At 29.9% G+C, this 12371-nt stretch carries 14 protein-coding genes; 3 read left to right on the forward strand and 11 right to left on the reverse strand.

Annotation, left to right across the window (positions count from 1 at the left end; all coding sequences use genetic code 11):
* Positions 1–13 precede the first annotated feature (13 nt).
* On the reverse strand, positions 14–1066 hold the full coding sequence (locus ACZ5RS_RS13285; RefSeq protein ID WP_464636240.1) for a BMP family ABC transporter substrate-binding protein: 1053 nt from the start codon (positions 1064–1066) through the stop codon (positions 14–16).
* Positions 1067–1150: 84 nt separating this feature from the next.
* Between ACZ5RS_RS13285 and ACZ5RS_RS13290 the strand changes: the two genes are divergently transcribed.
* Positions 1151–1813: a Crp/Fnr family transcriptional regulator gene (locus ACZ5RS_RS13290; protein WP_464636241.1), complete on the forward strand. Its 663-nt coding sequence runs from the start codon at positions 1151–1153 to the stop codon at positions 1811–1813.
* A gap of 13 nt (positions 1814–1826) precedes the next feature.
* Here ACZ5RS_RS13290 and ACZ5RS_RS13295 read toward each other — a convergent pair whose 3' ends face one another.
* The 9 genes from ACZ5RS_RS13295 to ACZ5RS_RS13335 form a co-directional block, all read right to left on the reverse strand.
* Positions 1827–2564 (reverse strand): ABC transporter permease, encoded by a 738-nt coding sequence (locus ACZ5RS_RS13295; protein ID WP_464636243.1) that lies wholly within the window; start codon positions 2562–2564, stop codon positions 1827–1829.
* A 5-nt stretch (positions 2565–2569) separates the two neighbouring features.
* Positions 2570–3295 (reverse strand): ABC transporter ATP-binding protein, encoded by a 726-nt coding sequence (locus ACZ5RS_RS13300; protein WP_464636245.1) that lies wholly within the window; start codon positions 3293–3295, stop codon positions 2570–2572.
* Positions 3282–3596, reverse strand: a complete 315-nt coding sequence (locus ACZ5RS_RS13305; RefSeq protein ID WP_464636246.1) for an AbrB/MazE/SpoVT family DNA-binding domain-containing protein — start codon at positions 3594–3596, stop codon at positions 3282–3284. Before ACZ5RS_RS13305 ends, ACZ5RS_RS13300 begins: the two co-directional genes overlap by 14 nt.
* A 193-nt stretch (positions 3597–3789) precedes the next feature.
* Positions 3790–4848, reverse strand: a complete 1059-nt coding sequence (locus tag ACZ5RS_RS13310) for a DctP family TRAP transporter solute-binding subunit (RefSeq protein WP_464636248.1) — start codon at positions 4846–4848, stop codon at positions 3790–3792.
* Between the two features lie 18 nt (positions 4849–4866).
* A complete protein-coding gene (locus tag ACZ5RS_RS13315) occupies positions 4867–6141 on the reverse strand; it encodes a TRAP transporter large permease (protein WP_464636250.1) in 1275 nt (424 codons plus the stop codon).
* A 4-nt stretch (positions 6142–6145) separates the two neighbouring features.
* Positions 6146–6637: a TRAP transporter small permease gene (locus ACZ5RS_RS13320; protein ID WP_464636251.1), complete on the reverse strand. Its 492-nt coding sequence runs from the start codon at positions 6635–6637 to the stop codon at positions 6146–6148.
* A 17-nt stretch (positions 6638–6654) separates the two neighbouring features.
* A complete protein-coding gene (gene dgoD, locus ACZ5RS_RS13325) occupies positions 6655–7803 on the reverse strand; it encodes a galactonate dehydratase (protein ID WP_464636253.1) in 1149 nt (382 codons plus the stop codon).
* 90 nt (positions 7804–7893) lie between these two features.
* Complete coding sequence (locus tag ACZ5RS_RS13330; RefSeq protein WP_464636255.1) at positions 7894–8604, reverse strand: FadR/GntR family transcriptional regulator; 711 nt, start codon at positions 8602–8604, stop codon at positions 7894–7896.
* Between the two features lie 133 nt (positions 8605–8737).
* Complete coding sequence (locus tag ACZ5RS_RS13335) at positions 8738–9505, reverse strand: IclR family transcriptional regulator (RefSeq protein ID WP_464636257.1); 768 nt, start codon at positions 9503–9505, stop codon at positions 8738–8740.
* Between the two features lie 136 nt (positions 9506–9641).
* On the opposite strand from ACZ5RS_RS13335, the gene ACZ5RS_RS13340 reads away from it, so the two are divergent.
* Both ACZ5RS_RS13340 and ACZ5RS_RS13345 read left to right on the forward strand, forming a co-directional pair.
* Entirely contained in the window at positions 9642–10307 is a 666-nt protein-coding gene (locus ACZ5RS_RS13340; RefSeq protein ID WP_464636258.1) for a bifunctional 4-hydroxy-2-oxoglutarate aldolase/2-dehydro-3-deoxy-phosphogluconate aldolase, read from the forward strand.
* Positions 10300–11325, forward strand: coding sequence for a PfkB family carbohydrate kinase (locus tag ACZ5RS_RS13345; RefSeq protein WP_464636260.1), 1026 nt, complete (start codon positions 10300–10302; stop codon positions 11323–11325). Before ACZ5RS_RS13340 ends, ACZ5RS_RS13345 begins: the two co-directional genes overlap by 8 nt.
* A gap of 73 nt (positions 11326–11398) precedes the next feature.
* Here ACZ5RS_RS13345 and ACZ5RS_RS13350 read toward each other — a convergent pair whose 3' ends face one another.
* Positions 11399–12217 (reverse strand): GntR family transcriptional regulator, encoded by an 819-nt coding sequence (locus ACZ5RS_RS13350; RefSeq protein ID WP_464636262.1) that lies wholly within the window; start codon positions 12215–12217, stop codon positions 11399–11401.
* Positions 12218–12371 lie beyond the last annotated feature (154 nt).

The following is a 12371-nucleotide window of genomic DNA, read 5'->3' on the forward strand; positions in this document are numbered from 1 at the left end:
TTCCTCCAAGAATTTAATATTGATTATTATCTAACCAGCTTTCTAATTCTTCAGAAGTACTACAAATAACTAAGTCTCCATTCTTTATTTTTGCTTTAATATCACTAATAGCATTTTCAATATTTTCTGGTATTTCAACTTGAGATAATTCATTTGAGTATCCAACAGCATCTTCAATTAACCCATTTTTAGAACATTGATTAATCCAGGTTCCATCAATAACCGTTTTCACTTCATTAAATACCATTTCATCAACATTTCTAATTGATGTAGCAGCTACTACAGTTGGTTCAATGTAATTTTGATTTCCACCTACCCCGAAAGCATAGAACCCTTTTTCTAAAGCAGCAGTAAAAACACCTAAACCTGAAGAACCTGCAATTGGTTGTATAAAGTCAGCACCTCTATTATACATTGAAATTGCAATTTCTTTTCCTTTTGCTGGATCTGCAAAAGAACCTACAGTAGCTTTTAATACTTTACAATCTTTATTTACATAACGAGCTCCGGCTTCAAAACCTACAACACCTGCTTGTAAACTTGGAAAATCCATTCCTAATATTACACCGATAACATTATCACTATTGGCATCTTCCATATCAGATAAAGTACCTAATCCTGCATAAACACCACAAAGGAAAGTCTGATCTTGCCATCTTGTTTCAATTGAATGAACATTATCCATTTCTAAACGAGCATCAATTAAAGAAAATTTTTGATCTGGATAATCAGGGCAAACTTCTTTTAGAGAATCAACCATATCATTTCCAATCCCAATAATTAAATCATACTCTCCAATATCAGCAAATTGTCTTAATGCTTGCTCAAAATCACTAGAAGTTTTTGGCTCAAAATAATCAAAATTAATATTATAAGTTTCTTTCGCTTTTAATAATCCATTATAAGCCATATCATTAAAATTCTTATCTCCCAAACCACCAGTTGATAAACATATAGCAACATTAACTGTATCTTCAGTTTTTTCCTGGGGTTCTGCACTACCATTTGCAAAAATTTCACTAATTACAAAAAACATACATAAAATCATTAATAAGTTTTTTCTCATATTTCTCTCCTATAAAATTATAATTACATATTATTATTGACATTGGAAGTGACAACTGACACTATGAAAATATAAGAGAATAATATGAATATACAAAAAGACATTTCTAAAATTATAAATAATTTCTCACCTAGTATAAAAAGACAACTAATACCAATAAAATTTAATACAGGTGAATATATAATTCGCGAAGGCGATTTAGCTGAATATGGCTTTTTCTTTGTTTCTGGTAGCTATGATGTAATAAAAACTGATATTTTAGGAAATAATTTTATAATTGCTAAAGATCAAGTTGCAACATTTTGTAGCTTAATGGACATATTTTCTGATAATGAAATACAGTGTAGTAGTATAAAAGTAACCAAAGAAATAAAGGGTTTCAAACTTCATAAAAACTATTGTAAAAAGCTTATTAATGAAAATCTTGAATTTTCAAGTTTTTTAATAAAAATTTGGGCAACAATTTTTTATGATAGCAATATAAACCCTAATAATTCTCCTTTATACCCTTACAAATACAAATTATTACAATTTTTACTTCAACAAAAAATTTCTGATTCAACAGATATAATATTTAATATTGATAGACAAACCTTAAGCGAAGTAATAGGTTGTTCTAGAAGAACAATTTTTAGACAGTTAAAAACTTTAGAACAAGAGAAATTAATTCAAATTAAAAATTCAACTATTGTCATTAAAAAAGAAAAGATTAATCAAATAGAAACTATTTTAAATTCTTGGGAATAGAATTCATTATAAATTAAACTTTATCTCCATTCATTTTCTTTGTAAAAACAAGTATTGCTATTATAAGTAAAATTATTCCATAGGCTATTACCCATAATAAATGTGGTAAAATTTGACTATATTGGCCAAACATTGCTGCTCTTGAAGCCTCAACAGCATGAACAAATGGAAGTAAATTAGCAATACTTTTAAAAGCCCCACCTACTAAATCTAAATCAAACCAAGTACCAGATAACCAAGCTGTAAGATTAGTTAATAAAGCTCCACAAACCCCGCCTACTTGTTTATCACTAAAGACACTACCACATAATAATCCAATTGCAATAAACAAAATTGCTGAAGGAATTAAAACAACTATAGTTAACAAAATTCTCAAATTAAAAGTTAACCCTAAAAATATAGCAACAATGAAACAAACTATTATTTGAGCAATAGCCATTGGTAATAAAGGCAGTGTATATCCAAAAATAAAATGAGAAGCTTTTAAAGGGGATGTAAATAACCTAAGCATAAAAGAGCTAGTTCTATCTTTAGCTATTAACATGCCCGAAAATAATGAAATAAAGGATAATCCAAAAACAGCAATTCCAGGAGTTAAACTATCTAACTTAAATAACTCTGCAGGAACATTTGATTGAATAGCGGTTAATAACAATAATAATATTATAGGGAAACCTAAACCAAAAGCTAAGTTAATTTTATCTCTTAACATTTCTTTTGTATTTCTTGATGCAAAAACCATAACTTTCATAAAGCCTACTCCCTTTCTCCTGCTAAAGATATAAAAGCATCTTCAAAATTCTTTGAATTTGTTTTTTTTATTAATTCATCAGAGGTCCCAATCGCTTTAAGTTCCCCTTTTGCCATTATGCCTATTCTATCAGATAAGGCTACAGCTTCTTCTAGATAGTGTGTTGTTAAAATTATAGTAACACTATCTTTCATATCTTTTATTACATTCCATAATTTTCTTCTTGCAAGAACATCTAAACCTAAGGTAGGTTCATCTAAAAAAAGAATTTTAGGATCACTTATTAATGCCATTGCAATACTTAAATGCCTTTGCCATCCACCTGAAAGAGTCTTTGCTTTATCATTTTCTATACTTGATAGACCAAAAGATTTTATCATCTTATCAGCTTTCTCTTTTGCTTCTTTTTTATTATTTCCATAAATACCAGAAATAAATTCTAAATTCTCTCTTACACTTAAATTTGGTGCAATAGCAGTCTCTTGTGGAGAGACATTTATAAAATCTTTTATTTCTAACCGATCAGATAAAATACTCTTATTTAATATATTAGCATCTCCACTTGTAGGTTTTATCAAACAAGAGAGCATTTTTATTGTAGTAGTTTTACCAGCTCCATTAACTCCTAATAAAGCAAATAACTCACCCTTATTAATCTTGAGATTCAAATTATTAACAGCAAGTTTATCTTTATATTTTTTGGTTAAATTAATTGTTTCAATTGCTATCATGATCCTTTTCATCTTCCTCATTCATCTTCTTAATTTCTTGAGCAAAAACCATACTTTCTTCTTCACTATGTTCAGGATAAATATCTTTTGCTCTACCACTAAATATTGCATCAGCAATTTTTGAAAAAACTGCCATTCTCTCAATAGCTATACCTTTTTTTGAATCAGCTAATAATAAAAGAGTATCTCCAGGGTTAATGTCAAACATATCTCTTATTTCTTTTGGAATAACAATTTGACCTTTTTGTCCAACTTTTACTGAACCCATAAATTTATCTTGTTTTTTATTCTTACTCTTCACTACATCTTCCTTTATATTTAGTTGTATAAGTTATACTTTTCATACTTTTCTTATATAGTATAACTACGTTTTGAAAAAAATGTCAAACTTTTATTTATAAAAAAACTGCTACCTATAGAAATTTTAACTTCAAATAGGTAACAGTCCTTACTTATTTTTTAAATAAATAATTTGTTATATTGTTTTATGAAAATTAATTATTAGCTCTTATTGCTGCTAATTCGCTCTTTAGTTCATCCATTAACTCTGAACCAACTTTCTTTTCAATACTATCCCAAACACTTTGAGTTTTATCTTGGAAAGCTTTCTTTTGTTCAGCTGTTAATTCTGTTACTACACAACCTTCATCAATTAATGCTTGTTTCTTTTCTTCAGTTTGTTTTCTATTGATTTCTCTTTCAGCTAAAGCAAATTTTCTAGCACCATCTCTTAAGATTTGTTGAGTTTCAGCATCATATGAATCAAATAAAGTTTTTGAATATAAGAACAACAATGGAGAATATACATGACCTGTAGTTGTGATATATTTGTTTACTTCTTGAATTCTTGCTGCATAGAAGTTAGGAATTGGGTTTTCTTGACCATCAATAATACCTTGTTGTAATGCAGTAAATACTTCAGCCCAGCTCATTGGAGTAGGACTAGCACCTAATGCTTTCCATGCTTCTAAGTGATATTGGTTTTCCATTGTTCTAATTTTTAAACCTTTTAGATCTTCTGGAGTAACAACAGGTCTAACTGAGTTAGTTAAATCTCTAAATCCATTTTCATCCCATGCTAAGTTAACTAAACCTTTTTCAGCCATCTTTTCATTTAAGTAATCACCGATTTTACCATCCATAATTTGGTCAGCTTCTTCAGGACTATTAAATAAGAAAGGAATATCAAAAATAGCTAATTCAGGAATTAAACCTACTAATGGAGCAGTTGAAGTACTAGCAATTTCTAATTCACCAGCTCTACAAGCTTCAGTTGATTTTGTATCATCACCTAAGATAGCACCACTATATGATTCAACAGTAATTCTACCATTTGAAGCTTCTTCAACATATGGTTTAAATACAGTTTCTGCAGCAACAACTGTTGGTGCACTTGCACTTGAACCGTTTGAAATTCTAACAGTAATTTCACCTGTAGGTGCTTTTTCTGCTGTTGATGATTGTGCACTATCTTTAGAGCACCCTACAAAAGTTGTTGTTAATAAACAACCTGCAACTAATAAACCAACTAATTTCATGGTTTTATTTTTCATTTTTTACCTCCGAATGTTTTATCCAAGATGATTTGGAATAAACATAATTAAATTTGGGAAATATGTAATAATAAATAACACTGAGAACATCATTATTAAAAATGGCCAAATGTTTTTTATTAATTCAACTAATTTGATTTTACCTAAGCCAACACCAACATATAATACGTTTCCAACAGGTGGAGTTGCTAAACCGATACATAAGTTACATACCATGATTACACCGATATAAACTGGATCTAAGCCAAATTCCCTAACTACTGGTAAAAGAATTGGTGTTAAAATCATGATTGCTGGGCCACTGTCCATAACACAACCAACAAGTAATAATAAGATATTTAATAAAAGCATTAATACTTTTGGATTGTTTGTTAATGACAATACTGTATCTGATAATAATTGTGGAATTCTTGCAATTGTGATTACATAAGCAGCAACATTAGCAGCACCAACAACCATCATCATAATAGCTGTAGAGATACAAGCTTTTGCAAATACTTTTGGTAAATCCTTAAACTTTAATTCTTTATAAATTCCTAGTGAGACAACAAGAGAATACATAACTGCAATAGCAGCTGTTTCAGTTGCAGTAGCAATACCAGAAACAATACAGAAGATAATAAAGAAAGGTAACATAATTGCTAAGAAAGCACTTCTAAAGGAATGTCTAATTTCTTTAAAAGAAGATCTTTTTCCTACTGGATAATTACTCTTTTTAGTATGGTAGAACCACATAACCATCAAACTTAGTCCAATCAAAAGACCTGGTACAATACCACCTAAGAACAATTTAACAATTGATACTTCAGCTATAACACCATAGATAATCATTTGAGTACTTGGTGGAATAATTGGTCCGATACATCCTGCTGCACAAATCAAACTTGTACTTTTTTTCTTATCGTATCCACTTTCTTCCATTAATGGTAATACAACACTACCAACTGCAGTAGTATCTGCAACTGCACTACCAGAAATACCTGCGAAAATCATTGATGCTACAACACCAACATATCCCATACCGCCTCTAAAGTGACCTAAAAGAGTATCTGCAAATTTAACAATTCTTTTTGAGATACCACCAGCATTCATAACTTCCCCTGCAATCATAAAGAAAGGTATTGCTAAAAGAGGAACACTATCACAACCTGTTATAAAGGTTTGTGCTAACTTTAATGGGGATAAATTACCTAAAGCAATCATCATTATTGATGCGGTCCCTGCTAGTGAAAATGCTACAGGAACACCAATTAATATCAATCCAAATAATGAACCTAAAAATAAAAGTAACATAAAATTACACCTCTCCTTTGTCTGAAATAAATAACTGAATAAATCTTGCTACAAATTGCAATCCCATAATTGAGAAACAGATAGGAGTTATCATATAAACTATTCCATGTCTGATTCCTAATGCAGAGGATCTCCAATCCCATTGTGATTGAGTGTATCTAAGACTTCCGATAAACAAAAAAACAAATAAAACTATCGCAACCAAATAAGAGATACCTTCAACGACTTTAGCTGTTTTTACTGGCAATTTTTCTACAATAAAATCTAATCTCATATGACTAAATTGAGCATTAGCAATTACTGCACCAATAAAAGAAAGCCAAATAAACATAAATCTAGCTAATTCTTCAGACCAGGGAAGTGAAATTTCTAATATATAACGACTTAATACATTTAAAAATACTGTACAAGTAATTAACATACTCAAAACTACTAGGAACTTTGTTAAAATATCTATAACAATTCCATGAATTTTTCCTATAATTCCTTTTTTCATTTAAACCTCTTTTCTTTCTACCACTCTGAAACAGAACCATCATCATGTCTCCATAATGGATTCTTCCAACTATGAGGAGTTTTATTTTCTTCTAAAACTAACTCTTTATTAATATCTAAACCTAAACCTGGTTTTGTTGGCATTTTTACAAAACCATCTTCAAATTTAAGATCTTCTTTATTTGTAATGTAATCTAGAACACTTTTACCCTTGTTATAGTGGATACCAATACTTTGTTCTTGAATTACAGCATTGTAAGAAGTTGCATCAACTTGTAAGCAAGCACTTAAAGCAATAGGTCCTAAAGGACAGTGTGGTGCTAATGCAACATCGTATGCTTCAGCCATAGCTGCAATCTTTTTAACTTCAGTAATACCACCAGCATGAGCTAAGTCAGGTTGGATAATATCAACTCCGCCAATACTTAGCAATCTCTTGAAGTCATATTTTGTGTAAAGTCTTTCACCAGTTGCAATTGGAATGTTACAAGCAGCTGCAATTTCAGGGAAATATTCCATTTGTTCACATAAAACAGGTTCTTCAATAAACATTGGATCAAACTCTTCTAATTTCTTTGCTAGAACTTTAGCCATTGGTTTATGAACTCTGCCATGGAAATCAATTGCAATACCAAAATACTTACCACATTTTTCTCTAATAGATGCAACTCTTTCTAAAACTTCATCAACCTTTTTATAATTGTCGATGTACTGTAATTCACTAGTTGCATTCATCTTTATAGCAGTAAAACCTTCATCTTGCTTTTCTTTTGCAGCATTACCAGTATCGTCTGGTCTATCTCCACCAATCCAAGAATAAACTTTAATTTTGTCTCTACATTTACCACCCATTAATTGATAAATAGGAGCATTAAATGCTTTACCTTTTATATCCCATAAAGCTTGGTCTAGACCAGAAATTGCACTAGTCATAACACCACCACCTCTATAGAATCCACCTCTGTATAGCACATTCCAAAGATCTTCAATTTTTTGTGGATCACTATTTAATAAATAAGGCTTCATTTCTTGAACACAAGACAAAACTGCTGTAGTATGACCTTCAAGTACGGCTTCTCCCCAACCAGTAAGTCCTTCATCAGTAAGAATTTCTACGAAGCCCCATCTAGGGCGAACAAAATAGGTATTAACCTCTGTTATTTTCATTTTTATTTTTTCCTTATTTGTAAGATATAACATGTCCTACAACTTATTATATTAATTAAATTTTAATCGTTATTTTGGTTTTCTTTTGCTTTATTCTTTAATTGATGATAAACGAGCTAAGTTATAATCATTATTCATGACTAATAAGGTTTTTGCTTCCTTAGCATTACCTTCCATTAATGCTTTGCATATCTTCTCATGCTTATCTATACCCCATTGATGACTATCATGGAAACTATTTAATTTTATTAAACAACGTAGGATTAGTGACCTACAGGCTTTATAAGAAGCATATAAAAATTCATTCTTTGAAGCTTTCATAACTTCTAAGTGAAATTCATAGTCTGCAATTGAATATTGCTCTGTATTACCTTTATTTTCTATCATTTTCTTTACTTTAGATGCAAGAATTTTCATCTCTTCTTCATCTAAATTTTTAGCTGCTAACTCAAGTCCTTTTAATTCAACGACTTCTCTAAAAGCAAAGAAATCTAGGATATCGCTTTCTGTTACTTTTCCAATGATTTTTTCACTAGATGTATCATATTTTTCTAAAACAAAGTTTTCAGGATTTGCTATAAAAGATCCTTTACCTTGTTTTGTTACTATCAAGTTATTAGCTCTTAAGGTTTGCATAGCTTCTCTGATTACTACTCTACTAACATCAAATTGTGAACAAAGCTTATTTTCAGAAGGCAATTTTTCCCCTTCTTTCATTTCTCCATTTACAATTTGTTCCCTAAGTTGGGTGTAAACTTCTTTTACTAAATTTGGTTTTTTTATTTTATTGTAAGTAATCATTTTTTCTTATTTCCTAGCTCATAACTTGTAATACAAGTAATATGTTAACCCATATCTGAGTATTGTCAAGAAAAAAATTTAATTTTTTTTCAAAACAATAAAATGCTATTTAAAGCATCTAAAATTAAGTTTTTTAACTTATTGGTAGAGTTTGTATCCTATCTTGAAAGTTATCAATTAAAGTTTCAATTAATAAGAAATATTTTTGAATATTATCTTTAAGTCTTTGAACTGGAGCTGAAATACTAATAGCTGCAACAGGTTTATTTCTTACTAAAATAGGAAGAGCTATACACATAATCCCTATTTCATGCTCTTGGTTATCGAGAGCATAACCTCTTAATCTTATTTGTTCTAACTCTTTCTTTAAAGTATCATTATTTAAGATAGTAGTATCTGTAAATTTATTATAATTAAATTCATCCATAATCTTTAAAGCTTCATCATCATCTAAAAAAGCCATTATAGCTTTACCAAGACCTGTACAATAAAGAGGAGCCTCCCCTAGTATCTGACTGGATGTGCTAACTCTTAAGGTTTGTGTTGATTCAACTTTATAAAGATATGTTAATTTATTATTATCTAACTTTGCTAAATGCACTGTTTCTTTTGTATGTTTTGCTATTGTCTCTACTATTTGAACACCTTCATCAAGTAATACACTTTCAATGCTAGATGAAATATGAAATTGATTCATCTTTGTTGTTAAAAAATAGTGTTCATCTTTTGGATCTTTATTAATGTAGCCAAGAGATTCTAAAGTATTTAAAAATCTAAATACTGTACTTTTATGTATATTTGTTTCTTTAGCAATGTCAGAGAGAATTATCTTATTATGCTTTGCTATTGTTTCTAGTATTAGCATACATCTCTCAACTGCACTAACTTTTAATTCTTCCATTATATCAGTCCTGTTTCATTTTTGTACAATTGTTTCATTTTTGTCTTGACAGATTTTAAAAATCGTTATAGAAGTAGTTTATAGTATTAAAATGAAACAGTCAATTAAAAATGAAACAGTAGAGGGCTAAATTAAAATGATGAATGATCAAATGATAAATGACCTAGTCAGTAAAGGTATTGTTGCAGTATTAGTTATCGAAGATGCAGATACAGCAGTTGATAGCGCAAAAGCTTTGATTGATGGAGGAATTAGTGCAATCGAACTAGCACTTAGAACTCCAGCATCTTATAAAGCTATGGAACTTATTCATAAACATGTTCCAGAAATGATGATTGGAGCAGGAACTGTTATTCAACCTGGTCAAGCAAAAAAAGTTAAAGAATTAGGTGCTACTTTTGCTGTTGCGCCTGGTTTAAATCCTACAATTATGAATGAAGCAGATGAATGTGGACTTCCTTTTGCCCCTGGTATTTCAACAGCTAGTGAATTAGAAAAAGCTGTAGAAATGGGTTGTAAATTATTAAAATTATTCCCAGCTCAAGCTTTAGGTGGTCTTGATTATTTTAAAGCAATGACTGGTCCATACAAATATTTAGATTTAAAATTCTTCCCTCTTGGTGGAGTAAGTGAAGAAAACTTACCTCTTTGGGCAAGTCAAAAAGATATTTGTCCAATTGGTGGTAGCTGGATTGCAAAATCAAATTTAATTAAAGAGAGAAATTATAAAGAAATTACTAAAAGAGCTCAAAAAGCTATAGAAATTTATAATAGCGTAAAAGCAGGAGTTGATAATGAATAAAAAGATTGTTACTTTTGGTGAAATCATGATGAGATTAAACCCTCAAGGATATTTAAGATTTTTACAAGCAACTAATTATGATGTTAGTTTTGCAGGTGGAGAAGCTAATGTAGCTGTTTCTCTTGCAAGATTTGGTGAAGATGTTTCTTTTGTAACAAAAGTTCCAAAACATGAAATTGGCCAAGCATCAATTAATGTTTTAAGAAATTATGGGGTTGATGTCAGTGATGTTTGCTATGGTGGAGAAAGATTAGGTTCATACTTTGTTGAAAAAGGTGCTAGCCAAAGAGCTTCAAAAGTTATTTATGACAGAAAATATTCTGCAATTTCTTTAGCTAATCCTTCAGATTTTGATTGGGATAAGATTTTTGATGGTGCAACTTGGTTCCACTTCACAGGTATTACTCCAGCTTTAGGTGGTAATATGCCATCTATCTGTCTTGAAGCATGTAAAAAAGCTAAAGAAAAAGGTATTACAATTTCTTGTGATATTAACTACAGATCAAAATTATGGAGCAGAGAAGATGCTAACAAAGTAATGTCTCAATTAATGCCTTATGTTGATGTATGTATCGGTAACGAAGCTGATGCAAAAGATGTATTTAATCTTGAAGCAAGTGGTAGTGATATTAATAAGGGTGAATTAAATAACGATGGATATATTGATGTTGCAAAACAATTAAGTGAAAAATTCAATATACCAACTGTTGCTTTCACTCTTAGAGGTAGCATCAGTGCAAGTGTTAATACTTGGGGTGCAATGCTATATACAAACAAAAGTGCATATTTTTCACCTAATTATACAATCCAAATTGTTGATAGAGTTGGCGGTGGAGATTCCTTCAGTGGTGGCTTAGTTTATAGTTTAGTTAATAACTATGATCCTCAAGAAGCAATTAATTTTGCTGTGGCAGCCTCTTGTTTAAAACATACTATTGAACACGACTTTAATTTAGTAAGTATTGAAGAAGTTAAATCTCTTGCCGCAGGTAATGCCTCTGGTAGAGTTGTTAGATAATTCCTCTAGCATTTTTATATACATAACATGGAAAATCGAAAGGTGTAGCAATATTTGCTGCACCTTTTCAATTTTAGGTATTTATTTTTCTCTCAATATCGATACCATTACCAGTTTTGTTATTATATTTTAACTCTAATTTAAAAGCACATTTATCTGCTCTAGTAATCGAAGTAGTAAATTCAAATATCATATTATTTTTCAAATAAGCTAATCTTTCAATTCTGAAACCAGGCATATTAGATTGATCACATTTTAATAAATCTCTTGTATCTTTATCAATAATAATAGATTCAAGACTCTCCTCTGCTCTATCAATATTTAAACCATATTTATTTCTAAGGGTTGAATATAGTGAATTAATTGAAAAATCAATATCATTTATATTAGGGCACAACAAAGCTGGGATATAAGATTCTTCTACTAAAATTGGTTGATTATTTGCACATCTAAGTCTTCTCAAATAAAAAACGAAAGGATTTTGATTTGGCAATTTCATAACTTCAGCAACTATATTACTTGCTTTTATTATTTTAGAGTCTAGTACTAGTGATGAAGGCTCAGCCCCAATTCTATTAATACTTTCAGTAAAATTATACATATAATCAATTCGTCTATTTAATTTTGGTTTTGATATATAAGAGCCTCTGCCTCTAGTTCTAAATAAATAGCCCTCTTCAACTAACATATTAAAGGCTTGCCTTATTGTAGTTCTACTTACATTTAATATTTCACAAAGTTTTGTTTCAGCAACCATTATATCATCAGATTTAAAATTACCCGCTTGAATTTGCAATCTTACATAACTTGCAAACTGTACATAAAAAGGAATTTTAACACTGCTATCAAAATCAAATGTTTCTTTAACATATTTTGAGGTTATTTGAGACATATTTTCTCCTAAAAATCTGATTAAAAACCTTAATTTAAGCCTTTTCATCTTCAATTAATATTAAAGTTTTAAACATTAGTAAAGCTTTTTAAAAAAATATATTTTTTTAGCAATGTTTTCAAACTAAATATTAATAAATATTTGTATGATACAT

This window comes from Pleomorphochaeta caudata (assembly GCF_055395745.1).